Source organism: Tenggerimyces flavus (assembly GCF_016907715.1).
Classification (GTDB): Bacteria; Actinomycetota; Actinomycetes; order Propionibacteriales; family Actinopolymorphaceae; genus Tenggerimyces; species Tenggerimyces flavus.
Window position 1 is genome coordinate 6,048,267 of sequence record NZ_JAFBCM010000001.1, and the last position, 25,068, is coordinate 6,073,334.

Genomic DNA, 25,068 nt, shown 5'->3' on the forward strand with positions numbered 1-25,068 from the left:
GTCTCCCGACGCGTCAAACGGCACGATGCTCCTCGGTGGCCTCTCCCTTGAGCTAGGAGCAAATCCCTGTGGCGATCTTCAACAAACGTTGGCGCCTCCTCGCGGCGGGACTGCCGCTCGCGTTGGTCACGGCGATGGCCGGGTTCACCGGCACCGCGAACGCCCTGTCGACCGACGTCGTGATCTCCGCCGTGTACGGCGGTGGCGGCAACTTCGGAGCGACGATCAAGAACGACTTCATCGAGCTGGCGAACCTCACCAGCAACCCGGTCAGCGTCGACGGCTGGAGCGTCCAGTACGCCTCCGCGGCGGGTGCCGTCTTCCAGATGACCAACCTGTCCGGCAGCATCCCGGCGAACGGGCGGTACCTGGTCCAGCAGTCCGCCGGTGCCAGCGGCACGCTGAACCTCCCCACGCCCGACGCGACCGGCTCGATCCCGATGTCGGCCACGTCCGGCGTCGTCGCGCTCGTCACGGCCCAGATCCCCTTGGTGGGCTGCGGGATCAGTTGCGCGACCGCGCCGAACGTCAAGGACCTCATCGGGTACGGCGCGACGGCGAACGTCGAGACGCTCGCCGCCCCCGGGCTCACCAACAGCACGGCGAACGCCCGTTCCGGCGCGATGGTCGACACCGACAACAACTCCGTCGACTTCACCTCCGGCGTCCCGAGCGCGACGAACACCGCCGGTGTGACGGTCCGGGCCGACGACGGTCCCACCGACCCGACTCCCGGCAGCGTTCGCATCCACGACATCCAGGGCTCTGGCCGGATCTCGCCGATCGTCGGGCAGAGCGTCACCAACGTTCCCGGCATCGTCACCGCCGTACGGACGACCGGCAACTCGCGCGGGTACTGGTTCCAGGACCCGACCGTCGACGCCGACCCGCTCACGAGCGAGGGCCTGTTCGTGTTCCTGGGCCAGACCTCGCCGACCGTCGTCCCCGGCGACTCCGTACTGGCCACCGGCCGGGTCACGGAGTTCCGCCCGGCGGCCGGGGCGCAGACGCTCACCGAGCTCGGCGGCCCGATCAGCACGATCAAGGTCAGCGGCGGCAACGCGCTGCCTGCGCCCGTGACGGTGACGCTGCCCGACGCGTTCACGAAGTCCGGCGCCCTCGAGGCGCAGCCGCTGGAGCCGAGCAGCTACGTGCTCGACTGGCTCGAGGTCAACGAGGGCATGCGGGCCACGATCAACCAGTCCACGCGTCTGATCAGCCCGGTCAACACCGAGTTCGACGAGCTGTGGGTGACGTTCAAGCCGACGCAGAACCCGACTCCACGCGGCGGCGTGGTCTACAAGTCGTACGACGACCAGAACAGCGGCCGGTTCTTCATCCAGTCGCTGATCGGCGCGCCGCCGGCGAACGTCGGCTCCACGCTCGCCGCAGGCACGACCGGCGTGATCGACTACCAGTCGTTCGGCGGGTACGTGCTGCAGGCGACCGAGCTCGCCGCGATCACCGAGGGCGGGCTGAAGAAGCAGAAGGTGCTGCCGCCGAAGAAGGCCGGCGACCTGTCCGTCGCGACGTACAACGTGGAGAACCTCGACCCGGACGACCCGGACGCGAAGTTCGCCCGGCTGGCGCAGGACCTGGTGTTCAACCTCGGCTCGCCGGACATCGTCGCGCTGGAGGAGATCCAGGACAACAACGGTGCGACGAACAACGGTGAGGTCGCGGCGAACGAGACGCTCGCCGAGTTCATCGCCGCGATCCAGGCTGCGGGTGGACCTACGTACGACTGGCGTTCGATCGACCCGAACGACGGCACCGACGGTGGGGAGCCGGGCGGCAACATCCGCCAGGCTTTCCTGTTCAACCCCGCGCGTACGACGTTCGTCGACCGTCCCGGCGGCGACGCCGACACGGCCGTCTCGGTGCTGCGGGCACGTCCGACCAGCAACCAGGTCTCGCTGTCGGTCTCGCCCGGCCGGATCAACCCGAGCAACACCGCGTGGGCGTCGAGCCGCAAGCCGCTCGTCGGCGAGTTCCTGTTCGACGGCAACAAGCAGCTGTTCCTGGTCGCGAACCACCTCAACTCCAAGGGCGGCGACCACCCGCTGACGGCCGCGGTGCAGCCGCCGAACCGGGTGTCTGAGGTGCAGCGGCTCCAGCAGGCCGCGCAGGTGCGCGACTTCGTCAAGGACCTGTCGGAGAAGAGCGCCGGCCGTGCCCGCGTCGTCGTACTGGGCGACCTGAACGACTACCAGTTCAGCCCGGTGATCCAGTCGCTCACCGAGAGCGGGACGGTGCTCAAGACCCTGATCGACACGTTGCCCGTCGACCAGCGGTACAGCTACATCTTCGACGGCAACTCGCAGGTGCTCGACCACATCCTGGTCAGCCCGGCGATCAAGGGATACTCGTACGGTGTGGTGCACATCAACGCCGAGTTCTCCGACCAGGCGAGTGACCACGACCCGCAGGTGATGCGGATCCTGACCGGCTGCGACGTCAGCCCGTTGCCTACCCGCTGCCTGCCGGGCAGCCCGGTGGTCGACGTCCCGTAGCCCCAGCTCGACTCGAGAGCGCCCGCCCTGTCCGCAAACAGAGCGGGCGCTCTCTTGCGTGCTCCGGGTTTGAATGAAGGGCACCTTCATTCGAACCTATTGAATGAAGGTGCCCTTCATTCAAAACCAGGGCGGACGGACCCGGCTTCATCGACACCACAAGAGACCGGGGGCTCCACAAGAGCCGCGAGCACGGCAACAAGCCCCGAGCAAGAAGGAACCTGGCCCGGGCACCCGTTCCGGGGGCAGGGGCGGCGCGTGAAAAACAGGTGGCCGGGCCGGGGCGAGTCAAGGGTCGCGATCGCGAAGCGACGCCTCTCTCCCCTGCGCGAAGCGCCGCCAGAGAGACGCCCTTGACGCGCCCCGGACCGGCCACCACCATCGACCGCCGCAACAGCCCACGGACAGCACCAACCCCGAACAGCTGGGCAACGCAGATTCGAGCTCGCCCACCCAACGAAGCCATCGAAGAAGGCCAACCGGATCGGTGAGACGCAGCTCGTCCAAGAGAGGATGGCAGACCGAGGCTCGACGACCAACCGGTGGTGACGGGGGTGTGCGGCGAGTGCCGCTGGAGTGGCCGACCGACGGCGAGGGTTTGGATGAAGGGCACCTTCATCCAAGAGGCCGGTAGGTCACGCGGGTTCCATGAACGATGGCGGCCCCGGTTTGCACAGCGGTTGCGACTTCCCTAACCCGGCCGGGGTTTACATCGTGGCAAGCATGGCCAGAAACCCCGTTTCGGCTAGGCAAGTGCGCAAAGCTGTGGACGACCGGCGGCGAGTCGCTCGAGAGTAGGCCCCTCAGACGACGAGCCGGGCCCATCCACCATGTCCCATCAAACTGTGGGGTTCTGGTCGCGACACGCCGGCGTGTCGCGACCAGAACCCCACACTTTCGCGAAGGGCGGAGGGTCCCCTCAGACGACGAGGTTGGATGAAGGTGCCCTTCATACAAACGGTGTGGCGGGGAGGGTGGTCCGTCGGTCAGGATGCGGGGTATGACGAGCGAGGATCTCAGAGCGCTGTTGCGGACCGTTCCGACGCTTACGGGCACAGGCCCGGCGTTCGATCCGGACGATGCTCCCGAGAATCCCCTTCCCCTGTTCGTCGACTGGCTCGTCACCGCGATCGAGCACGACGACGTCGCCGAGCCGGCCGCGATGACGCTGTCCACCGTCGACGCGAACGGCAGGCCTTCCGCGCGCGTACTGATCCTCAAGAACGCCGACGAGGCGGGGTGGCAGTTCGCCTCCAGCGCGCTCAGTCGGAAGGGTCGCGAGCTCGCGCAGAACGGGGCCGCGGCGTTGACGTTCTACTGGGTTCCACTCGCGCGGCAGGTACGGATCTCCGGCATCGTCAAGGCCGCCGACCCGGACGACTCGGCCAACGACTTCCTGGCCAGGAACGAGAGCGCACGCGCGGCCGCGATCGCCAGCCGACAGAGCGAGCCGCTCGCCCACAAGAACGACCTCGACCGGGCCCTCGCCGAGGTGGCGGCACGGATCGAAGAGGACCCAACCCTCACAGCCAAGGACTGGACGCTCTACACCCTCCAACCCGACGAGATCGAGTTCTGGCAGGGCGACAAGAACCGCCAACACCAACGGCTCCAGTACCGACGCTCGACCGACGGCTGGCGCCGCACCCGCCTCTGGCCCTAAACCAGCCCCAGCTCCATCGACTCCTCGTCGCTGAACAACCGCGAACGGATCAGGAACCGCACTCCCTCCGGAGCCTCGACCGAGAACCCACTCCCCCGCCCCTTCACCACGTCGACGGTGAGATGGGTGTGCTTCCAGTACTCGAACTGGTTCGCCGACATCCAGAACTTCACCGGCTGATCGAGCCCTTCCACGACGAGGGAACCGAGGTGGATGTCGGCCGCGCCCGTACGGAACTCTCCGTCCGGGTAGCACATCGGCGAGCTGCCGTCGCAGCAGCCGCCGGACTGGTGGAACATCAACGGACCATGCACCACGGTGAGGCGGCGGAGCAGGTCCGCCGCCTCCGCGGTGAGCGCCACGCGCTCGACCATCGCCGAATCCCCAACCAGGCCTAGAAGAACCCGAGCTTCGACGGGCTGTAGCTCACCAACAGGTTCTTCGTCTGCTGGTAGTGGTCGAGCATCATCTTGTGGTTCTCCCGGCCGATGCCGGAGTTCTTGTAGCCGCCGAACGCGGCGTGCGCGGGGTACGCGTGGTAGTTGTTCGTCCACACGCGCCCGGCCTGGATCTCGCGGCCCGCGCGGTACGCGAGGTTGATGTCGCGCGTCCACACACCGGCGCCGAGCCCGTAGAGCGTGTCGTTCGCGATCTTCATCGCGTCCGCGTAGTCGTCGAACCGCGTGACCGACACGACCGGGCCGAAGATCTCCTCCTGGAAGATCCGCATCTTGTTGTCGCCGTCGAAGATCGTCGGCTGTACGTAGTATCCGCCGCTGAACGAGCCGCCGAGATCGGCGCGCTCGCCGCCGGTGATGACCTTCGCGCCCTCGGCCTTGCCGATGTCGATGTACGACAGGATCTTCTCGAGCTGGTCGTTGCTCGCCTGCGCACCCATCATCGTGTCGGTGTCGAGCGGGTCACCGGTCTTGATCGCCTCGGTCCGTGCGGTCGCGTCGGACAGGAACGAGTCGTAGATCGACGACTGGATCAGCGCGCGCGACGGGCAGGTGCAGACCTCGCCCTGGTTGAGCGCGAACATCGTGAAGCCCTCGAGCGCCTTGTCGTAGAACTCGTCGTTGGAGGACGCGACGTCGGCGAAGAACACGTTCGGGCTCTTCCCCCCGAGCTCCAACGTCACCGGGATGAGGTGCTCCGACGCGTACTGCATGATCAACCGGCCGGTCGTCGTCTCGCCGGTGAACGCGACCTTCGCCACCCGACCGCTCGCGGCGAGCGGCTTGCCCGCTTCGACGCCGAAGCCGTTGACGACGTTCAGCACGCCTGGCGGCAGCAGGTCGGCGATGAGCTCGAGCAGCACGTGGATCGAGGTCGGCGTCTGCTCGGCCGGCTTGAGCACGACGGCGTTCCCGGCGGCCAACGCGGGCGCCAGCTTCCAGGTGGCCATCAGGATCGGGAAGTTCCATGGGATGATCTGGCCGACGACGCCGAGCGGCTCGTGGAAGTGGTACGCCACGGTGTCCTCGTCGATCATCGAGATCGACCCTTCCTGGGACCGCAGCGCTCCCGCGAAGTAGCGGAAGTGGTCGATCGCCAGCGGCATGTCGGCGGCGAGTGTCTCGCGGACGGCCTTGCCGTTGTCCCAGGTCTCGGCGACGGCGAGCAGTTCGAGGTTGTCCTCGATGCGGTCGGCGATCTTGTTGAGGATGAGCGCGCGTTCGCCCGGCGACGTACGTCCCCAGGCCGGCGCGGCGCCGTGCGCGGCGTCGAGCGCGAGCTCGATGTCGTCGGCCGTGCCACGTGCCATCTCGGTGAACGTCTCGCCGGTCACCGGTGTCGGGTTCTCGAAGTAGGCGCCGTTCGCCGGCGGGACCCACTCACCGCCGATGAAGTGGTCGTAGCGGGACTTGAACGTGACCGGGCTGCCCTCGGTTCCCGGAACGGCATAAATCGTCATTGATCCTCCTGGCAGGAACTCGCGACGTTGCCGGCAACGTAAGTCGGGCAACGTTGCGCGAACGTTGCACGCCGAACCGGTTGCATCACGACGCGTTCCGAGCGAGGCTGGCGACGTGGACGCACCAGAACGGGCGCGCCACCTGTCTGCGCTCTACGACGTGGTGCTCGGCGGACGCCGGATGCCGGGAACGGTGCGTCCGCTGGTCGCCGCCTCGTGGCAGCGTTCACTCGAAGCCGCGGTCGATCCCGACCTGCAGGCGCCGCCGATCGTGGTCTCCGACGCCGAGCTCGAGGCGCTGCGTTCGTCGCATCCGCTGAACGCCGTGCTGCCGATCCTGCGCCAGACGTTGACCTCGATCGCCGACGAGGCGTCGCACATCATGATCATCACCGACGCGCGCGGCCTGATCCTGTGGCGCGAGGGCGCGGCCGACGTACGCCGGCTGGCCGACCAGATCGCCTTGTCGGAAGGGGCGATCTGGTCCGAGGACGCGATCGGGACGAACGGCATGGGCACCGCGCTCGCCGCCGACCAACCCGTCCAGATCCACTCCGCCGAGCACCTGGTCCGCAAGATCCACGCCTGGACCTGCGCCGCAGCGCCGGTGCACGACCCCGACACTGGTCGGATCGTCGGTGCGGTCGACGTGTCAGGGCCGCTGCGTACGGTCCACCCCGCGATGCGGGCGCTGGTGACCGCCGCCGCGCAGCTCGCGGAGGGACAGTTGCGGGTGCGGATGGCGGCGTCGGACGAGGCGATGCGCGAACGCAACATGCGCCATCTGCACGAGCTCGGCCCGCACGGCGGCGCGCTGCTGAGCGCGAGCGGCCGGGTCCTCGCCACCGAACCGTACGGCTGGCTGCCCGAGCGCCTCGACGTCTCCGCTGGCACCGGCCGGATCGAGCTCGGCGACGGGCGGGACGGACTGGTCGAGCCGCTCGACGAGGGCTTCCTGCTGCGCGTTCCGCGAGCGCGGCGGGCGGTGCCGCGGCGGCGGTCGCTGCGCCTGACGTTCCTCGGCTCTGCGCCGCCGACCGCGGTCGTCGACGACCGACGGGTCGTGCTGACGCTGCGGCCCGCCGAACTGCTTGCGCTGTTGGTCGTTCATCCCCACGGCCTTACCGCCGAGCAGCTGACCCTCCATCTGTATGGGGATTCCGGCAACCCGACGACTGTCCGCTCGGAGATGCACCGGCTCCGCGGGCTGCTCGGCGACGGTGTGTTCGCGACCAAGCCGTACCGGATCGTGGCCGACGTCTCCAGCGACGCGACCGACGTACGCTCCGCGGTCCGGCGGGGAGACGTCGCCGCCGCGGTCGCGGCCTACGCCGGGCCGTGGCTCGAACGGTCCGACGCTCCCGCCCTGCGCGTCGAACGCGACGAGCTCGACGCCGTCGTCCGCCGCGCTGTGCTGGACTGCGCCGACGCCGACCTGGTGTGGGCGTTCGCCGAGACGAGCACAGGGGCCTCGGACCTGGAGGTGTACGAGCTGCTGGACACCATGCTCCCCGAGCACGACCTTCGCCGCCCCGCCGTCGCGGCCCGCCTGCACCGGCTCACCGTCAGCTGACCGTTTCCCCTTCGGGAGCTGGTCGTTGGTGCGACCATGCTTGCGGAGGTTCGGCCCGTGGACGAACGCGACGGCAGGGCGGAGGTCCTCGAGGTCGGCCGCGACCCGAGGACACGGCGGCCGGTGCCGCCGGTCAGCCGGTGGGTCGCGCTCGGGCTGGTCCTCGTGCTCGGGCTGGTCGCCGGATCGGGTGCCACGTACTGGTTCCTCGACCGCCGCGCCGAGCAACGCAGCAAGGCCGCCGTCCAACTCCTCGCCAGGCTCGACGGCGGGATCGCGATCGTCGACCCGACCGACGGCTGCGCGACCGCGACCGTTCGCCTCTACAACGTCGGCGCGCACCCGCTCACGGTCGACGAGGTCAACGCGGACCTCACCGGCCAGGGCATGAACCAGAGCCGCCCGTTCTGCCAGCTGCAGGAGTCCACGCCGCATCCGATCGTCCTGCGGCCCCGAGCCTCCGAGCCGTGGACGATCGTGTTCCGGCTCGCCTGCGACCAGATCTGGGGCACGCCCACATATCGGGCGACGGTCACCACCGTCCTTGGCGAACGGCGCGAAGTGTCCGCTCCCATGGAGAAACCTGACGCGCCACCGTCGGCGAACTTCTCCTGCGACGGCAGCCCCGACATCAGCTGGAACAACCTCACGAGCCCGTTGCAGGGCACCGGTCGGGACACGTCGTTGCTGCTGTCGGGCGTCATCCGGACCACGACCGGCCGCCAGGAGCTGCTGTCGTTGCGGCTCTCCGACGACAGCGGTCTGCGGATGACGCTCGAGCCGGAGAGCCCGCTCTCGCTCAAGAACGAGTCCGAGACGATCGGTGTCCGCGTCTCCGTCGCCGACTGCGAGCAGGCGCAGGCGTATCCGGACAGCTCGATCCAGTTGCGCGTACGGACCCGGCTCGGGATGGCACTCGTCGACGTCCCGTTCGACGAGCCGCGAGCGGTGACCCGTTCGCTCGTCCGCCTGGTCGACGCGGTGTGCGGCAGCCAGGGCTGAGCCGCACCATCCCTGGTCATCCGCCGAACCTATCCGGCGCGCCGAGGTCGCGGATGAGCAGCAGGGTCGCGCCCATGTCGCGGAGCCGGGTGAGTAGGCCGTACAGCTCCGCCTGGTCCGCGACGAGCCCGGTCAGGGTCGACGTACCGTCGCTGTGGCGGACGAGCTCGAGGTCGCCGAGCCAGGCGCATCGGTGCGGGTCCAGGTGCCCCTTGACTCGGATCTCGTAGCGGCTCATCGCCGAGCACCCACCAGCACGCGCGGACGGCGGATCGCCCATTCGGCGACGGCCAGGTTGAGGACCCAGGCGACGCCGAGGTACAGGTCGCCGCGCAGCTCGCCGGTGCCGAACAGGGCCTCGCCGAAGCCGACGGTGAACGCCTGGGTGCCGGCGGCGAGCGCCAGGGCGTACGCCCGGATCATCCACGCGCGGTGCCCCGCGAAGTCACGGCGCCGGATGGCGGCGAAGCCGAGGACGATGCTGGCGACCATGCCAGACGAGAACAGCAACCGCAGCAGGAAGAGCAGGTCTCCCGTCCCTTCCTTCTGCGGGTAGAACAACGTCATCCACAGCGCCGATCCCGCGACGGCCAGCCCGGCCACCACCAGGACCCGGCCGGCGGCCCGGTGCCAACCGGGCCGCCGCCTCCGAAGCCGTGCGGAGAACTGGAACGCTCCCCCGAGCGCGTAGACCACGGCACCCACGATGTGCAGGACCAGCGGCAGAGGCGAGGCCGCGAACCGTACGTCGGTCGCGATGAGTGCGGGCCGCCGAGCAGCTCCACCAGGCGGATCGAGCCGATGCCGATCGGGATGGCGTTGATCAGGAGCAACACGGCCGGGACGTGCCAGCTCCGCCGCTGGGTGGTCATCGGACCGCGAGCCGCTCGGCGTGCGCGTTCTCGGTGGTCGCCTGCGGGGCAATGGAGCGCCACAGCGAGATGCCGAGACCGACGAGGGCGATGCCGGTGGGGAACGCGATCAGCCGGTCGACCAGGTGCGGCACGAGCGGGACCGCGAGGGCGGCGAGCGTGCCGGCCGCGAGGAGCGCCGCCGCCCAACGGGCGAGGATCCCGGCGCGGAAGACCGCGATGCCGAAGATCACGCCACCGGCGAGGTAGGTGACCGCGGAGACGAGGTTCGTGACCGCCAACGCACCGATGTCGCCGACGACCGTCCCGCCGGAGGCCATCGCGAGCACGTCGTTCACGTATGCGGGCGACGTGCCGGCCAGCGAAGGGAGAACGTACCCGGCGACGAACGCGACGCTCATCATCACCAGGTACGCGGTGCTGAACAGCACGTATCCGACGAGCCCGAGGATTCCCAACTGCCTGACCTGGCGCAGATAGATGCCGGTGATCCCGGCGAGTGAGAGGGCCGCCATCGCGACCTTCATCGTGTTGCGGACGATCCACTCGGTCGTGCTGACCGAGGCGAGCTCCAGGTGGGGATGGCCGATCTGCACGGAGACGAACAGCAGTCCGGCGACGACGGCGCTGACGCCGGCCGCCTTGCCGAGGGTGGAGGTGGTGATCATCGCTGCGCTTCCTTTGCTTCCGGTGTTGAGGATTGACCTGAAGGTAGGAAGCGAGGTGGTGACCCGACATCACCAGATGAGGTGATGTCGGATGGTGATTCAGAGCAGGCCGAGCTCCTTGGCGCGATGGACCGCGGCCTGCCGGGAGTTCACGTCCAGCTTGGTGAAGATGTGCTTGGTGTGGGTTCGGAGCGTGTTGAGCGATACGTACAGCTTGCCGGCGATCTCCGGGCCGGTCAGCGTCGTGGCGAGCAGGCGTACGACGTCTCGTTCCCGCTCGCTCAGCGGCCCCGCGTCGACTGCCTCGCGGTCTTCTTCGGCGGCGAGCAGGCGGGCGAGCGTCTGCCGGTTGTACTCGGTGAGGTACGACACCTCACTCGTCGCGACCTCGTGCTCCCTCGCCCAGTCCCGCGCCGCGGCGAGCTCCCCTTGCGCGATCCACAGCCTGGCTCGCTGCGCGGGGATCGGACGTACGTCGGGGAAGAAGCCACGCAGGTAAAGGGATTCCGCCTGGTCCAGGCTCTCGATCGCGCCGTCGAGGTCTCCGCGCGCCTCCTGGAGCCCGGCCATCGCGACGTACCAGCGGTGCCGATTCTCCAACAGGGACGCGCTTTCTCCGAGCTCCTGGCTGGTGCGCAGGTGCTGCTCGGCGGCGTCGAGCTCGCACTGCTCACGAAGGATGTCGGCGAGGCCGGCGTGCAGGTCACCGACGATCGAGAGCACCTCGTGGGGATGCTTGTCGGCGGTGGCCAGGGCCTGCTCGTACAGCCGCCGCGCCTCGCGGAGTTGGCCACGCGCCCTCCACATGTCGGCGAGCGGAACGGTGCACCCGAGCGCGTCGGCGAGGTTGCCGGCGGCGCGCAAGCTCCGTGCTGCTTGGGAGAACGTCTCCACCGCGGTCTCGAGATCGCCCTTGGCCCAGGCGGACAACCCGAGGAATCCGGCGGCGCCACCGCGCGCCAGATGGTCGTCCGGCCGCGCGAGCCGGAGCGCGTCGCGGGCGTGCGCTTCGGTCCCCGCGGCGTCGCCGCGGCCCTGCGCCGCCGAGGCTCGGTAGATGGCGATCCAGGCGGGGAGGGAACGGACCTCGTCGCTGAGCTCCTCCTCACTTGCCGGGGCTTCCCGCAGCGCGCGTTCGGCGTCGCGCAGTCGCGCTTCGACGCCGTTGAGATCGCCTTCGACGAGTCGCGTCCAGGCAATGAACGTGCTGAGGACCGGCCTCGCATGCACCAGGTGGTCGGGCAGTTTGTTCAGCCATTGTTGGAGAATTCGGTCCTGGCGCTTGCGGCGCACCTCGGTCACACCGAGCTCGACGAGGTCGGCTGCTCGGTCCAGGTCGTCGCCGGCGAAGGCGTGCGCGATGGCCCGTTCGACCTGGCTGTTGTCGGCGTACCAGCGGCAGGCCGCCTGGTGGAGGTGGCGCATCCGTTCGGGATCGTCGGCGGCCAGGCGAGCACGCAACGCGTCGGCGAACAGGTGGTGGTAGCGGTACCAGGTGCGTGCGTGGTCGAGCGGTACGACGAAGAGGTTGGCGCGTTCGAGGTCCTCGAGCACCGCGCGGCCGTCGGGCTGTCCGGTCAGCGCGTCGCACAGTGGGGCAGTCAGGTGGTCGAGCACGGCCGTGTCGAGGAGGAAGGCGCGAACCCGTTCCGGCTGGCGGCGGAGGACCTCCTCCACCAGGTAGTCGACAACGAACCGGTGACTGCCGGCGAACGCGTCGACGAACGCGTCGACGTCGTCGTTCCCGCGGATCGACAGCGCCGCCAGCTGCAGGCCGGCGGCCCAGCCTTCCGTCCGTACGTCGAGAGCCTCGACCTGCCTGGCGGTGAGGTCCAGTCCCATGACGTCGTTGAGGAACGTGCCGGCTTCGGTCGCGGTGAAGCGCAGGTCGGCGGCGCGCAGCTCGACGAGCTCTCCCCTGGCCCGCAGCCGCGGCAACGGGAGCGGAGGGTCGGAACGGGTGGCGATCGCGAGGCCGACCGTTCGAGGCAGGTGCTCGACGAGGAATGCCGTCGCCTCATGCACCGCGGGGTTCGTGATCACGTGGTAGTCGTCGAGGGCGATGACTGTGGTGTCGGGGAACTCGTCGAGGTCGTTGACGAAAGTCGTGAGGATCGACTCGATCGGCAGGTCTCTCGCCGCTTCGACCATCGCCATCGCCTTCGTCGCCGCGTCGGGGCTGGAGCGCCGCAGTGCCGCCACGAGCTGGGCCAGGAACCTCCGCGGCTCGTTGTCGCCGTCGTCGAGCGACAGCCAGGCCACGCGCGCGATCGGCCCGTTCTGGAGCCACTGGCTCAGCATCGTGGTCTTGCCGAACCCCGGCGGTGCGGACACGAGCGTCAGCCTCGGCACGGCACCGTTCCGCAGCTGTCGCGTCAACCTCGGCCGGGGCACGAGCTGCCCGCGAGGCAACGGGACGTGCAGCTTCGTACCCAGGACCTCCACCTCTCGAGCATAGGTACCGGACGGCCTCCACCTGGGCGGTTCTCGAGGACTCTCCATGGCCCCGCGCATGCGTCGCGCACCGCAGGGATCCCGCCAAGAACGCCTTACCCCTAGCTGAGACGTCCAGACCTCCACCATGATCGGATCCAGCGACTGGAGGCATGGATGGGCGAGGCGGAGACCGGACAGCGCGCCGGCCGCAAGGAATGGCTGGCGTTGGCCGTCCTCGCGCTGCCGACGTTGTTGGTGTCGTTGGACACGTTCGTCATGCTGCTGGCGTTGCCGCACCTCAGCGAAGGACTCGGCGCGGGCAGCACCGAGCAGCTGTGGATCATGGACGTCTACGGCTTCATGGTGGCCGGGTTCATGGTCACGATGGGAACGTTGGGCGACCGGATCGGACGGCGCAAGCTGCTGCTGATCGGCGCGGCGGCGTTCGGGATCTGCTCGATCCTGGCGGCTTACTCCAGCAGCCCGCTGATGTTGATCGTGGCGCGGGCGGCGCTCGGGATCGCCGGCGCGACCCTGGCCCCGTCGACGCTCTCGCTGATCATGGTGATGTTCCACGACCGCCGGCAGCGGGCGACCGCCGTCGGCATCTGGGCGGGCGTCTTCACGGTCGGCGCCATCATCGGGCCACTCGTCGGCGGGGCGATGCTGGACCACTTCTGGTGGGGCTCGGTGTTCCTGCTCGGCGTACCCGCGATGGTGGTGCTCCTCGCGGTCGGCCGGGTGCTGCTGCCGGAGTACCGCGACGTCACCGCCGGGCGGCTCGACCTGACCAGCGTCGCGTTCTCGCTCGCGGCCATCCTGCCGATCATCTATGGCCTGAAGGAGATCGCACGCCTGGGGTGGCGCCCCGTGCCGATCGCGGTCCTCGTCTTCGGGCTCGTGATGGGGTGGATTTTCCTGCGCCGGCAACGCCGCCTCGCCGACCCGCTGGTGGATCTGGGGCTGTTCCGGCACCGCGGCTTCAGCGTGACGCTGACCGGGATGCTGATGTACTCGATGCTGTCCGGCGGGACGATGGTGTTCATCGCCCAGTACTTCCAGCTCGTGGCCGGGCTCTCACCGCTGCGGGCAGGCTTGGCGCTGGTCCCCGGCATGGTCGCGGCGATCATCGGCTTCCAGGTGGCGCCGTTGCTCGCTCGCCGTATCCGTCCCGCGTTCCTGTTCGCCGGCGGTCTCGCCGTCTCGGTGTGCGGCATGCTGATCGTCACCCAGGCCAGCGCGACCGATGGGCTCGTCCTGGTGATGATCGGGTTCGCCGTCACCAGCATCGGCGCCGGGCCGTTGGTCAGTCTGGGCACGAACATCGTCATCGGCGCGGCGCCGCCGGAGAAGGCCGGATCCGCGTCCGGCATCGCGCAGACCGGGAACGAGTTCGGGTACGCGCTCGGCATCGCTGTGCTAGGCAGCATCGGCGCCGCCGCGTACCGCGCGGGTCTTCCCGCCGACACGATCGCCGCCGCCCGGGACAGCATCACGAGTGCTCTCGCCGCCGCCCAGGAGCTGCCCGGCAAGGCCGGCGCGGACCTCGTCGCGCTCGCCCAACAGGCCTTCACCAGCAGCCTGCACACGGTCGCCCTGGTCAGCGGCGTCCTGCTCGCCGCCATCGCTCTCCTCATCCTCGCCCGGCTGCGCCACCTCCCGCGCCTCAACGCCACGCAGGAAGAGGAGCAGCCCGTCGCCCATGGCAGCTAGCTGACGGGCAGGCGAACGTCGATGACGGCCCGGCCGTCGTCGCGGACGACCGACAGCGAGCCGGCCGCTGCCTCGACCCGGTCGCGCATCTGGTCGACGGAGAGGCTGCCGACCTCCTGGCCGGTCAACCTCAAGCGGAGTTCGTCGTCCCGAACCTCGAGGTGCACGCCGAGGGGATCCGCGACCTCGGCCACGCAGAAGTAGGCCGCGGCCTCGAGCTGAGCGTCGAAACGCCTCTCCGCGACGGAGTCGTGGATCACCAGCCGCTCGGCGCTCCCGGTCCGAGCGAGAAGTGACACGAGCGCCATCGGCAGACCGGAGCGAACGAGCTGCGCCGGAAAAACTCCGCGAGTGATCTCCCGCAGCGCCTCGATGGCGCTGGTCAGCGACTCGGCCAGCGGGGTGATCTGGGTGCTGTCGGACAGACGTCGCAACCGGTCCGGGAGAGGTGCCAGATGAACGACGACCTGCTGGGCGATCGCCCGTTCGACTCGGCTCCGTTCGGCGTCGGCGGCGCTGATCAGGCGCCGGCGAGAGTCGGCGAGCTCCCGCGTACGACGATCGAGCCGTGCCACCTGGCCGGAGAGCTCGGCAGTGAGCCGGGCGTTGTGGAAGGCCATCACGGCCTGGTTGGCCAGGTCCGCCAGGAGCCGATGTTGCCATCGGCGTAAGGGATGTCCGGCCGGCATCTCGACCGTAATGGATCCGAGCCGCTCCCCGCGGTCGACCACTGGCAGCTCGACGCCGGACGTCGTCGACTCCGCGGCCGGAGGGAAGACCACGACCTGATCCGGCCCGGAGTCGATCTGGAGCCGGACGACGACCCGGCTCGCGCCCACGGCGCTCGCGGCCGCCTCGGCCACCGCCGGTAGGAGGTCCGACGGATCGGAGCTGTCGCCGATGCGGCGGCTGAAGTCGGCGAGCGCCTCGTACGGGACAGCCGCCGCGCCGAACGCGAGCCGGTCGGCCACCATCACCACGCGCCGTCGGAGCGGCTGGAACGCCAACGCCACAAGGGCAGTCGCGAGCAGCGACGGCCAAAAGCCACTGCTGGCGCCGACCTCGAAGCCTGCGACGACGACGGCGAGCACGTACCCGACAGCGACGAGTCCGGTGGCCAGCGCGAGCACGAGGGCACGGTTGACGATGAGATCGATCTGGAGCAAGCGGTGCCGCAACACCGCGACCGCGACGCAGAGCGGGACCGAGATCAGGGCGAGCCGCAGCGGCAACCCGGCCAGCCACGTTCCCTCCACACCTTGCAGACGAGGGACCACGAGGATGACCACCACGCCGAACGCCAAGAAGGCAGCGGACGAGGCGATCCACAGGAGCTGACGACGGGCATCGTCGGTGGCGTTGCGGAGGCGCCATCCGATGGAGACGGCCGAGCCGATCAGGCCTACGGCAACGAGGCCGACGCCGAGCGTCAGCAGCGGACCCGAGACCGCGCGGTTGCCGAGGTCCCCGCCTACGACGAACTCGCCGGGGCGGACCGTCAACGTTCCGAGCGTATGGACGCAGAGTCCCGCGACCGCGACCCAGGCCGCCCACCGCCACCGCGACGAGGGCAGCCGGCCGTCCGGGGCGATGAGGAAGACGAGGATCAGCGCGGTGAAGGCCGGCCAGCCGAGCAGCGGCGCCGCCCAAGCGGAAACGTGAGCCCAGTAAGGGGATCCAGGGCCGTCGCCGTCGAGCACCCAGACGCTGTACGCGTCCGCCGCCAACGTCACCGCGAGGAGTCCCGCGACGCACAACAACCAGCCGATGGGTTGGCGAGGGTGGCGCGTGACGATGAGCGCCCCCATGAGAGCGCACCCGATCGCGGCGAGCGGGGCGAGCGGCCAGCCATGGTCCGCCCAGGTCGCCTCGCTCAGCAGCGAACGGTGCGCCGCGGTGAAGACGGTATCCAGAATCCCCGCGAGCGTGGTCAGTCCCGCGACTGCCCAGGCGATCCGTGCGTGCGCCGTCATCGGACCTGGGCGGTGATCGTCGTTCCCACCCCGCGTTGCGACTCGACCGTGAGCCTGCCGCCAACCGCGTCCAGCCGGTCGCGCAGACTGGCCAGCCCGACGCCCGCCTCAGCTTCCCGTACGTCCCCCGGATCGAACCCGGCCCCGTCGTCGACGATGGTGAGGCACCAACGCCCATTGTCGGTTGCGAATCGCACGGACACACTCCGGGCGCCGGAGTGCTTGGCGGCGTTCTGCACCGCCTCCATGCAGCAGAAGTACAGTGCCGCCTCGAGCGCTGCCGGGAGCCGTTCGGTCGTCGTCGAGTCGATGGTGACCGGGATCGGGCTGGTACTGACCGCCAGCCGCAGGGCCGGCACCAGACCTTCGGACGCGAGCGATCTCGGGTAGATGCCGCGGGACAGCGAGGAGAGCGTCTCGATCGCCACACCTGCCGCATCGGCTTGGTGGACGAGAAGACGCGCGGCGCGTTCGGGCGATCGGCCGGCGATCGTCTGTGCCAACCGCAGGTTGACAGACAGTGCCACCAGGTGTTGCTGAGCGCCGTCGTGGAGGTCGCGTTCGAGTCGCCGCCGTTCGGCGTCCTGGGTGGCGATGAGCCGTGCCCGGGACGCTTTGAGCTCGTCGGCTCTGGCCATCAGCTCGTCGTGACGTTCCTCGAGCTCGGCCCGGAGCCCCGCCAGCCGCAGGACGAGGCCAGCCTGGACAGCGAGCTCGACGAATAGCCGTTCCTCGACCCCGGTAAGCGCCAGACCCGGCCGTTCCCGCAGGCGGAGTACGCCCAGCAGCTGGCCGCCGTGCCGAACGGCATGGGCTCGCCGGCCTTCGCCCGCGGCCTCCGAACCGTCGGCCTGCAGGGCGGGCGGTGACCGGTCGGCCGTGGCGTCGGTGGGCCAGGTGGCCGCCAAGGTCAGCCGATCGGAGATGTTCAGCCACACCTGCGCCCACTGTGCCCCGGTCCCTTGGGCGAGCAGCATGGCCATCCGCTCCGGCAGCTCCGTACCCGCGGCACCCGTCGCCGTCTGCGAGAAGCGACTCAACACTTCGTACGGCGTGGCGGGGGCACCGATCCCCCACCGGCTCGCCACCCGTTCCACGGCCGACTGAACCGGCGCGAACGACAGCGCCACGATCGCGGTCGCCACCACCGACAACGGCAAGCTGGGCGCATCGGTTCGGCCGAGGATCACACCGCCGCCCAGCACGACGACCACGTAGACGGTGACGACGAACCCGGCCATACCCACCGTTACCAGCAGGCGGTTCCCCGCGCGGCGACGCAGCCACAGGATCGCGCGGCGAAACTCCATGCCCTGAGTGTCTGCCCTGCGAGGAGATCCCGTGGTCAGTCGGACGATCCGGTCGCCTTCAGGTACGCGAGGACGGCCATCACGCGCCGGCTCACCTCGTGTTCGTCGACCAGACCGAGCTTCTGGAAGACCGCTCCGATGTGCTTCTCGACGGCTCGGTCGCTCATGAACAACGTCTTCGCGATCGTCGCGTTGTTCCGGCCGGTGGCCATCTCGTGGAGCACTTCTCGTTCGCGATCGGTCAAGCCCAGAAGCGGAACGTCGCTCCGCCTCCGCGCGAGCAGCGCCTCGACCACCAGCGGATCGAGCACCGACCCCCCGCGCGCTACCTCGCGAAGTGCCCTGACGAGCTCGTCGAGATCGGTCACTCTCTCCTTGAGCAGGTAGCCCATCCCCGCCACACCGCCGGCCAGCAGTTCGAAGACGTAGTCCTCCTCGACGTACTGCGACAGGACGACGACGCCGATGCCAGGGTGGTCGGACCGGATCCGCTTCGCGGCCTCGATGCCCTCGTTCGTATGGGTGGGCGGCATGCGGATGTCAGTCAGTACGACGTCCGGGCCGTTGTCGGTGACCGCCCTGAGGAGGGAGTCCGCTTCGGTCGCGACGGCGACGACCTCGATGCCCTCGACCTCGGCCAGCAGCGAGGTCAAGCCCTCACGAACCAGGTAGTTGTCGTCGGCGAAGACCACGCGAAGCGCCACGTTCGTGACTCTAGCGACGACTCCCCCGGCCCGTGCCGTTCTCGTGCTTTCACTGGGTGGGGCAGGCCGCACTCGTGGTGGGGCTGACCCCCGCGGCCGTACTGCCTGCCCCATCGTGGCGAGCCTCGCTTCTTTTCTAACGTCAGTGGTGCGGCCAGTCCGCAGCCCCAGCGTTGAAAGGAAAGTTATGTCTAGAAGGAAGATCGCGGTCACCGTCGGCATCTTGTTCGTCGTCCAGATGGTCACCGCCATGTTCGGGACCTCGTTGATCCAGGCGTTCGTGGACGGTGACACCGCAAGAGCGCCACTGACCCTCGGCGTTCTGCTGATGATGTGCTCCGGAGTCGCTGTCGTGGGCATCGGCATCCTGATGTACCAGGTGCTGAAGGACGTCAACCGACGGTTGGCGATTTGGTATCCGGTGCTGCGGATCGTCGAGTTCGCCGTCTCCGCCGCGTGCGGCGTCTACATCCTGACGGAGCTCCAGGTGGTCCCGAACCACATGTTGTGGGTGTACATCCCGACCGGTATCGGTGGACTTGTCCTTACCTACTTGCTCTTCGTGTCGCGGCTGGTTCCGCGGCCGATCGCCGTTCTCGGCATCGTCGGCTATGCCGTGCTCTCGTTGGGAGTGCCGCTGGACCTCCTCGGCGTCCTCGACCTGAACGCCGGTCTCGGCCTCGCGTTGCTCGCGCCAGGTGGACTGTTCGAGGTCGTGGTCCTGCCGATCTGGTTGATCGCGAAGGGCTTCCGTACGCCGACCTCGGCGCCTCAGCTCGACCGCTCACTGTCTCTCTCCAGATAAGGAAATCACTGATGAACTCCACACCAGCAAGGCTGAAGGTCTGCATCGTCGGAGCGTCCGGGAAGCTGGGCCAGTACATGGTGCGACACGCCCTCGACCGCGGCTACGAGGTCGTCGGCGTCTGTCGAGAAGCAAGCGTCGACAAGCTCGACGCGTTCAAGGACCGCATCACGATCGTTCCGGGAGCGACGGACGACCGCGAGGTCATCAAGCGTGCGGTCGCCGGTTGCGACGCCGTCCTCACAGTGCTGGTCCCGCGCGGGGTCCACAACTACTCCACCGGTACTGCGCAGGCCGTCCTCGACTATGCCCGTCCGGCCGCTCGGCTGATGTTCTCCTGTGGCTATCACATCAGCCGCGACGGCCAGGACGTGTACTCGTGGAAGGTCAAGGCGCTCGTGAGCGTGGTCGGCAGGCTCGCGCGACTCGCTCGCCTCGTCGACCTCGAGGACCAGGTGGAAGCGTGCCGGCGGGTCTTCGCCAGCGACACGCAGTGGACTGTCGTACGCGGAAGCGACCTCGAGGAGGGCGACAGCCAGGGGCTGCCCGTCTGGAGCCGCCACGTGGGCGACCCCATCCTGAAGAGCAACCTCACCCGCCGCGTCGACTTCGCGCTTTTCATGGTCGACGCGATCGTGAACGACTCCCTCGTGCACGAGGCGCCCGCGATCGTCGGCTGCCAGACACCCTCGGCTCTGGCGTACGCCGTCACGTCACCTCGGTGACGCGGCCCGACCGCCTCGTTGTCGCCGGCCTCCGTCGATTGCTGGAGGTCGGCGCGGGCCCGTTTCGTCTCTCGCCGTTCGGTCGGTCGTCAGGTCCGGGCCAACCATTCGTGCGGTCCGAGGGGTCGTGCTCGTGAGCCAGATGCTGTTAACTCTGTGTTCATCGTGCGTTAACGATCGACCGGACCGCTTCCCGAGGAGTCGTCATGCCATCGTCGCGCCGCCAGTTCCTGACCCGAGCCGCGGGCACCGGAGTCGCCGTCGCCCTCGCCGGATCCGTCGATGCTCTGTTCGCCGCCCAGCCGGCGGCCGGCACGTCCGGACCACCGACCGGGTACGGACCGCTCCTCCCCGACCCGGACGGCATCTTGGACCTGCCCCGCGGCTTCCGGTACAAGATCCTGTCCCGCGAGGGGACCATCCGGCCGGACGGGCTGCCAGTGCCGAGCCGCTTCGACGGCATGGGCGCGTTCCGTGCCCGCCGGCACGGCGCCCGGCTGGTGCGCAACCACGAGTGCTCGCCGACGTCGCGGATCAAGGTGCAGGCGCCGCCGGAGCGGACGTACGACCCGGGCGGCGCCGGCGGCACCAGCACGCTGGTGATCGACCGGCGCGGCAACGCCGAGTCGGAGTACGTCAGCCTCGGCGGGACAGCGATCAACTGCTCCGGCGGTCCCTCACCGTGGGACACCTGGCTGACCTGCGAGGAGACCGAGGCCAAGGCCGGAGACACCGGCTACACCAAGGACCACGGCTTCATCTTCGAGGTGGACCCGTACGACGACCGGCGCAACGAGTACCCGACGCCGCTGCGGTCGATGGGCCGGTTCCAGCACGAAGCGGTCGCCGTCGACCCCCACACCGGGATCGTCTACGAGACCGAGGACGCGTTCGTCGCGCCGCTCGGCAGCTTCTACCGCTTCCTGCCGGAGCAGCCCTGTCGCGGTTGGGGCAGCCTGCGCGCCGGCGGCGAGCTGCAGGCGCTGCACGTACCGGACCTGCCGGACCTGTCGGTGGTCCAGGAGGCGGGCGAGGTGTTCGGCGGCGTCTCCTGGATGACGGTGCCGGATCCGCTGGCCACCTCGGAGTCCGTACGCGCGCAGGACTACCCGAAGCCGATCACCGGCGGCTACAAGATCGAGGGCGCCTGGTGGGGTGAACGGGACCGCTGCGTGTACTTCGTCTCGTCGTTCGCCCGCACCGAGCTCGGCCCGGCGATGAACCACGACGGCCAGGTGTGGAAGTACAACCCGCGGCGCAAGACCCTGCGGCTCGAGGTGATCTTCACCCGGCCGACGCCCGGTCCGGAGAACCCGGAGTTCGACGCCCCGGACAACATCTGCATGTCGCCGTACGGCGGCCTGATGATGTGCGAGGACGGCATCGGCGACGCGTACATGCTCGGCACCACCCGCGACGGCGAGGTCTTCCACTTCGCCCGCAACCGGGTGAACAACGGGACTCCCTCCGAGCCTGCCTATGGCGAGCTCGCCGGTGTGGGGTTCTCCGCTGACGGCCGGACGATGTTCTTCAACATCTACGACCCCGGCATGACCATCGCCGTCACCGGCCCCTGGAACCGCCTTCGCGACTGACGCTTTACTGGCGGAGTGCGACTGCTGAGCGTCGACTTCCAGAACGACTTCGTCTCCCCGGGCGGGGTGCACTACCGCGGCCAGCCCTGCGTCGGGTTCGTCACGGACACCGTGGTGCCGTACGCCCGCGCGCACGGCCTCGCGGTGGCTGAGATCGTCTCCGACTACCGCACCCCGGGCGGTGACTCCGCCGATGTCACCTGCGTGCCTGGGCAGTGGGGGTTCGAGTCCGCGATCGCCGCGGCCGTGAAGCCCGCCGCGCCGTGGGTGAAGGCGTCCATCGCGCCGACCTGGGTCCGCGACGGCGGCGGTCTCGCGGACGCCGTCCCGGGGCCAGAGCGGCCCGATCCCTCGGGGTTCACGGCCTGGTTGGACGCGACGATCGGTCCGCCGGCGAGCGACGAACCGATCGTCATCGTGGGGTTGGTGTTGGAGGTCTGCGTGCTGGCCAGCCTCATCGACGTCAGGCTGCGCGGCTATCCCGCCGTGGTGTTGGCCGAAGGCGTCGACACCTACGACGGAGACCAGCGACGCAAGCAGGAGTTCCTCGACACCCTCGCCGGCTTCTGGGGACAACCGATGACCTGGAGCCAGCTCACGAGTTGAGTGGTCTACGGCTCCGCCAGGAGACCACGGCGATGGCCGCGGCGACCGCGAGGTAGGCGAGCGGAACGACCGGGCTGATGTGCAGGGCCACGACGTTGGTGACGGCCGCACTCGCGAGCAGGGCGACGAGACCCAACGCGGCCAGAAAACGCAGCGGGCGGATGAACAGACCGATCGCGCCGGCGAGCTCGAGCCCACCGACGAGGATCCGCAGCGGATCGCCGCCACCGATGTCGTGGAACATCGTGACCATCGTCGGATCGGCGATGAGCTTCGGTATGGCCCCGCCCGCGAGCAGAAGGGCGAGAACGATGCGTCCGGCCAGGAAGAGGATTCTCCCCGTGCGGTTGCGGGTGACGACGGGAGCGGTGGTTGCGGTCACGATGGCCTCCGATGCGAGAGCTCGAACACGTGCCTCGCACGTTAGGCGCGTACGCCCCGGCTCCGAATCCGTCGCCAGTTAGGCATCTGTCCCGGGCGAAACCTGCCACTTAGGTAGGGCGGGCTGTCGAAATCGCGGTCTCGGCTCCGACGTCTCCTGTGTTGACGTCGCGAACGAGAGGATCCCCCGATGACAGAGCTCCGCCCGTTCCGGATCGAGGTGCCCGACGCGGACCTCGCCGACCTGGCCGACCGGCTGGCGCGCGTGCGCTGGGCGCCGGAGCCGTCCGGCGGCGACACCGGGTACGGCGTCTCCGTCGCCACCGTGCGCGAGCTCGTGGAGCACTGGCGCGAGCGCTACGACTGGCGGCGCTGGGAGGCCCAGATCAACGCGTACGACCAGTTCACGACCACGATCGACGGCACCACCGTGCACTTCCTGCACGTCCGGTCGCCCGAACCGAATGCGCTCCCGCTCGTGCTGAGCCATGGCTGGCCGGGCACGTTCGTCGAGTACCTGGACGTGATCGGTCCTCTGACCGACCCGCGGGTGCACGGACTCGATCCGGCGATCGCGTTCGACCTGGTGATCCCGTCGCTGCCCGGTTTCGGCTTCTCCGGCCCGACGCCCGACCTCGGCTGGGGACCGCGCCGCATCGCCGAGGCCTGGGCCGTGCTGATGGCTCGGTTGGGCTACTCGCGATACGGGGCCCGTGGGCAACGACTGGGGCTCGTTCATCTCCGCCGAGCTCGGCCGGGTCGAGCCGACGCGGCTGGTGGGTGCGCACGTCACGCAGGTCTGGCCGACTCCGCCAGCGGACGAGCCGGACTGGGCCGATCACCTGACCGGGCGGGACGTGGAGGTCCTGGCGGACTTCCAGTACACGTTGGGCAAACGCGCGTCGTACGGCCTGGTCCACGGTCAGCAACCGCAGACGCTCGCCCACGCGCTGTCCGACTCCCCGGTGGGGCTGCTCGGCTGGAACGCGCAGGTGATGGGCGGGCTCGATCCGGAGATCCTGCTCACGCACGTGACGATCCACTGGCTGACCGGCACCGCGGGGTCGTCGATCCGCATCTACGCCGAGCATCCGCGCGAGCCCGTACCCACCACGCCCACGACCGTCCCGCTCGGCGCCGCCCTGTTCCCCGGCGACCTCGGCTCGATCCGTCACCTCGCCGAGCGCGCACATTCCCGGATCGTGTCGTGGAACGAGTACGACCGCGGCGGCCACTACGCGACCCACGACGCCCCCGACCTGTGGCTCGCCGACCTCCGCACCTTCTTCAGCACCGTGGCGTGATGGGTCCTAGGAGCGTTGAGCTTGCCGCCGCGCCCACGCAGCCGTCACCCACTGATCGGCTTCGGTCAGGCCTTCGGCTGGGCGATGTTCGTGCGGGCGTCGGAGACCCAGCCGCTCACCGCATGGGCGCCGGACTCGGTGGCCAACGTCGCTGCCTCGTCGAGCAAGGCGCCCGCGTCGCTGGTGCGGCCGTCCTCGGCTGCCAGGTACGCCTCGGCGACGAGGTTGGCGGCGACGCCCGCGGTGAAGCCGATCTCGCGTCGGAGGTTCGTGGACTCGGCGAGGGCCGCGCGGGCGTCGGCGGCGCGGCCGGCGTGCTGGGCCACGAAGGCGAGATGGCGCAACGCGTACGACCTGGTCAGCTCGTCACCGGACGCCTCCGCGAGGTCGCGGGCGCGGGCGAACATCGGCTCGGTGTCCGTCTGGTCGCCGCGGATCACCTGGTGGTAGCAGCCCACCCAGAACTGCGCCTCGGCAGCGCCGCGGGTGTCGTCGAGCGCCTCGTACAGCGCGAGCGCCCGGTCGAACAGGGCGAGCTCGACCGGATCGTCGGTGGGCTGCTCCCCCGCGGCGCGCGCGGCGAGGAAGCGGGCATGCCGGATCCTGCCGCGGGCCAGCGCGGTGTCAGCCTCGACGGCGTCGAGCGCCCGGTCGGCGACGTTCAGCTCGTCGTTGGCGCCGGCGAACACCGCCGCCTCGTAGCGCTTCAGCGCCTCGATCAGTCGATCATCCACCCGCGCACCCTACGTTGCTAGCCGAGTTCCAGCAGGACCGCCGTGGTGGGCCGGCAAGCCACGCAGCGGAGCCAGAGGCCGACGGCGGTGAGGGTGCCGGCGGGGTTGTAAAGGTTCTGGCAGTGGGCGTCCCATCTGCCGGTGCTCTCGAGGTAGGTGCCCCGTTCGCGGCACTTCGCGCAGGCGTTGGGGTTCAGGTACTTCGAGTCCCGGTAGAAGTTGGGCGAAGGCGGACCCGCGTCCACGCAGTTGACGGCCAACGGCGCCACCTCGGCCGGCTGCGCCATGGCAGGCCCCGTACCCACGAGCCCTCCCGCCACCAGTGCGGCGGACATGCCCGCCAGAACGGTGACCTTCCTGACCCAGGTCTTCATGCCAGCGCTCATCTGAACCTCTTTCCCTCGCGTGGCATGGATCCTCGCAAAGGGCGCTGGCGCCGCCATGGCGCGACGGCTGTGGCTGGCCTCGATCTTTCGTCCGGCCCTTGGTTCGACCTGCCTGGCCCGCCCGCCCCCGCCCTGGGGCCAATGATCATGTTTACCTGATCATTGGCCCCTTTACGTGGGGTGGACG

22 protein-coding genes and 1 pseudogene are annotated in these 25,068 nt (G+C 69.3%); 11 read left to right on the top strand and 12 right to left on the bottom strand.

Annotated elements, in window-relative coordinates:
• The first annotated feature begins 68 nt into the window (after positions 1 to 68).
• Together JOD67_RS28465 and JOD67_RS28470 are read left to right on the top strand one after the other, a co-directional pair.
• The gene (locus JOD67_RS28465; RefSeq protein ID WP_205120778.1) at positions 69 to 2,513 is read left to right on the top strand and encodes a DUF8508 domain-containing protein; all 2,445 of its coding nucleotides are present in this window, start codon (positions 69 to 71) and stop codon (positions 2,511 to 2,513) included.
• Positions 2,514 to 3,513: 1,000 nt separating this feature from the next.
• Positions 3,514 to 4,176 carry a pyridoxine/pyridoxamine 5'-phosphate oxidase gene (locus JOD67_RS28470; protein ID WP_205120779.1) on the top strand — a complete coding sequence of 221 codons (663 nt, stop codon included), beginning with the start codon at positions 3,514 to 3,516 and terminating at the stop codon, positions 4,174 to 4,176.
• On the opposite strand, the gene JOD67_RS28475 is transcribed toward JOD67_RS28470, so the two are convergent.
• On the bottom strand, positions 4,173 to 4,550 hold the full coding sequence (locus tag JOD67_RS28475) for a DUF779 domain-containing protein (RefSeq protein ID WP_205120780.1): 378 nt from the start codon (positions 4,548 to 4,550) through the stop codon (positions 4,173 to 4,175). The two genes, JOD67_RS28470 and JOD67_RS28475, sit on opposite strands and share 4 nt — an antisense overlap.
• A 20-nt stretch (positions 4,551 to 4,570) precedes the next feature.
• The gene (gene adh, locus JOD67_RS28480) at positions 4,571 to 6,094 is read right to left on the bottom strand and encodes an aldehyde dehydrogenase (protein ID WP_205120781.1); all 1,524 of its coding nucleotides are present in this window, start codon (positions 6,092 to 6,094) and stop codon (positions 4,571 to 4,573) included.
• 115 nt (positions 6,095 to 6,209) lie between these two features.
• On the opposite strand from adh, the gene JOD67_RS28485 reads away from it, so the two are divergent.
• Together JOD67_RS28485 and JOD67_RS28490 are read left to right on the top strand one after the other, a co-directional pair.
• On the top strand, positions 6,210 to 7,667 hold the full coding sequence (locus tag JOD67_RS28485) for a helix-turn-helix domain-containing protein (RefSeq protein ID WP_205120782.1): 1,458 nt from the start codon (positions 6,210 to 6,212) through the stop codon (positions 7,665 to 7,667).
• Positions 7,668 to 7,724: 57 nt separating this feature from the next.
• Positions 7,725 to 8,669, top strand: coding sequence for a hypothetical protein (locus JOD67_RS28490; protein WP_205120783.1), 945 nt, complete (start codon positions 7,725 to 7,727; stop codon positions 8,667 to 8,669).
• Between the two features lie 16 nt (positions 8,670 to 8,685).
• Here the strand turns inward: JOD67_RS28490 and JOD67_RS28495 are convergent, their stop codons facing one another.
• From JOD67_RS28495 to JOD67_RS28510, 4 genes are all read right to left on the bottom strand, one after another.
• Positions 8,686 to 8,907: a DUF8691 family protein gene (locus JOD67_RS28495; RefSeq protein WP_205120784.1), complete on the bottom strand. Its 222-nt coding sequence runs from the start codon at positions 8,905 to 8,907 to the stop codon at positions 8,686 to 8,688.
• The gene (locus JOD67_RS28500) at positions 8,904 to 9,365 is read right to left on the bottom strand and encodes a DUF2306 domain-containing protein (RefSeq protein WP_205120785.1); all 462 of its coding nucleotides are present in this window, start codon (positions 9,363 to 9,365) and stop codon (positions 8,904 to 8,906) included. Before JOD67_RS28500 ends, JOD67_RS28495 begins: the two co-directional genes overlap by 4 nt.
• Positions 9,366 to 9,537: 172 nt before the next feature.
• Entirely contained in the window at positions 9,538 to 10,209 is a 672-nt protein-coding gene (locus JOD67_RS28505; protein WP_205120786.1) for a hypothetical protein, read from the bottom strand.
• A gap of 99 nt (positions 10,210 to 10,308) precedes the next feature.
• The gene (locus tag JOD67_RS28510) at positions 10,309 to 12,654 is read right to left on the bottom strand and encodes a helix-turn-helix transcriptional regulator (protein ID WP_205120787.1); all 2,346 of its coding nucleotides are present in this window, start codon (positions 12,652 to 12,654) and stop codon (positions 10,309 to 10,311) included.
• Positions 12,655 to 12,819: 165 nt separating this feature from the next.
• Here JOD67_RS28510 and JOD67_RS28515 point away from each other — a divergent pair, with 165 nt between their 5' ends.
• On the top strand, positions 12,820 to 14,358 hold the full coding sequence (locus tag JOD67_RS28515) for an MFS transporter (RefSeq protein WP_205120788.1): 1,539 nt from the start codon (positions 12,820 to 12,822) through the stop codon (positions 14,356 to 14,358).
• Here JOD67_RS28515 and JOD67_RS28520 read toward each other — a convergent pair.
• From JOD67_RS28520 to JOD67_RS28530, 3 genes are read right to left on the bottom strand one after another with little or no spacing between them, the layout of a single operon-like run.
• Positions 14,355 to 16,331, bottom strand: a complete 1,977-nt coding sequence (locus tag JOD67_RS28520; protein ID WP_205120789.1) for a sensor histidine kinase — start codon at positions 16,329 to 16,331, stop codon at positions 14,355 to 14,357. The genes JOD67_RS28515 and JOD67_RS28520 overlap by 4 nt on opposite strands.
• Positions 16,328 to 17,641, bottom strand: a complete 1,314-nt coding sequence (locus JOD67_RS28525; protein WP_205120790.1) for a sensor histidine kinase — start codon at positions 17,639 to 17,641, stop codon at positions 16,328 to 16,330. The genes JOD67_RS28520 and JOD67_RS28525 overlap by 4 nt, the downstream gene beginning before the upstream one ends.
• A gap of 35 nt (positions 17,642 to 17,676) precedes the next feature.
• Positions 17,677 to 18,345 carry a response regulator gene (locus tag JOD67_RS28530; protein WP_307782584.1) on the bottom strand — a complete coding sequence of 223 codons (669 nt, stop codon included), beginning with the start codon at positions 18,343 to 18,345 and terminating at the stop codon, positions 17,677 to 17,679.
• A gap of 187 nt (positions 18,346 to 18,532) precedes the next feature.
• Here JOD67_RS28530 and JOD67_RS28535 point away from each other — a divergent pair, with 187 nt between their 5' ends.
• The 4 genes from JOD67_RS28535 (at position 18,533) to JOD67_RS28550 (ending at position 22,076) form a co-directional block, all read left to right on the top strand.
• Positions 18,533 to 19,150: a DUF4386 domain-containing protein gene (locus tag JOD67_RS28535; RefSeq protein WP_205120792.1), complete on the top strand. Its 618-nt coding sequence runs from the start codon at positions 18,533 to 18,535 to the stop codon at positions 19,148 to 19,150.
• Between the two features lie 11 nt (positions 19,151 to 19,161).
• Entirely contained in the window at positions 19,162 to 19,875 is a 714-nt protein-coding gene (locus tag JOD67_RS28540; RefSeq protein ID WP_239554085.1) for an NAD(P)-dependent oxidoreductase, read from the top strand.
• A 206-nt stretch (positions 19,876 to 20,081) separates the two neighbouring features.
• Complete coding sequence (locus JOD67_RS28545; RefSeq protein WP_205120793.1) at positions 20,082 to 21,470, top strand: alkaline phosphatase PhoX; 1,389 nt, start codon at positions 20,082 to 20,084, stop codon at positions 21,468 to 21,470.
• A 15-nt stretch (positions 21,471 to 21,485) separates the two neighbouring features.
• Complete coding sequence (locus JOD67_RS28550) at positions 21,486 to 22,076, top strand: isochorismatase family protein (protein WP_205120794.1); 591 nt, start codon at positions 21,486 to 21,488, stop codon at positions 22,074 to 22,076.
• Here the strand turns inward: JOD67_RS28550 and JOD67_RS28555 are convergent.
• Positions 22,066 to 22,458, bottom strand: a complete 393-nt coding sequence (locus JOD67_RS28555) for a DoxX family protein (RefSeq protein WP_307782585.1) — start codon at positions 22,456 to 22,458, stop codon at positions 22,066 to 22,068. The two genes, JOD67_RS28550 and JOD67_RS28555, sit on opposite strands and share 11 nt — an antisense overlap.
• 189 nt (positions 22,459 to 22,647) lie before the next feature.
• Between JOD67_RS28555 and JOD67_RS40495 the strand changes: the two are divergent.
• Positions 22,648 to 22,914, top strand: a pseudogene (locus JOD67_RS40495) (epoxide hydrolase N-terminal domain-containing protein); the annotation flags it as partial.
• Positions 22,915 to 23,170: 256 nt separating this feature from the next.
• Positions 23,171 to 23,761 (top strand): hypothetical protein, encoded by a 591-nt coding sequence (locus JOD67_RS40500; RefSeq protein WP_239554086.1) that lies wholly within the window; start codon positions 23,171 to 23,173, stop codon positions 23,759 to 23,761.
• 65 nt (positions 23,762 to 23,826) lie between these two features.
• On the opposite strand, the gene JOD67_RS28565 is transcribed toward JOD67_RS40500, so the two are convergent.
• Positions 23,827 to 24,495 (bottom strand): tetratricopeptide repeat protein, encoded by a 669-nt coding sequence (locus tag JOD67_RS28565; protein WP_205120795.1) that lies wholly within the window; start codon positions 24,493 to 24,495, stop codon positions 23,827 to 23,829.
• Positions 24,496 to 24,512: 17 nt separating this feature from the next.
• Positions 24,513 to 24,881, bottom strand: a complete 369-nt coding sequence (locus JOD67_RS28570; protein WP_205120796.1) for a hypothetical protein — start codon at positions 24,879 to 24,881, stop codon at positions 24,513 to 24,515.
• Between the last annotated feature and the right edge of the window lie 187 nt (positions 24,882 to 25,068).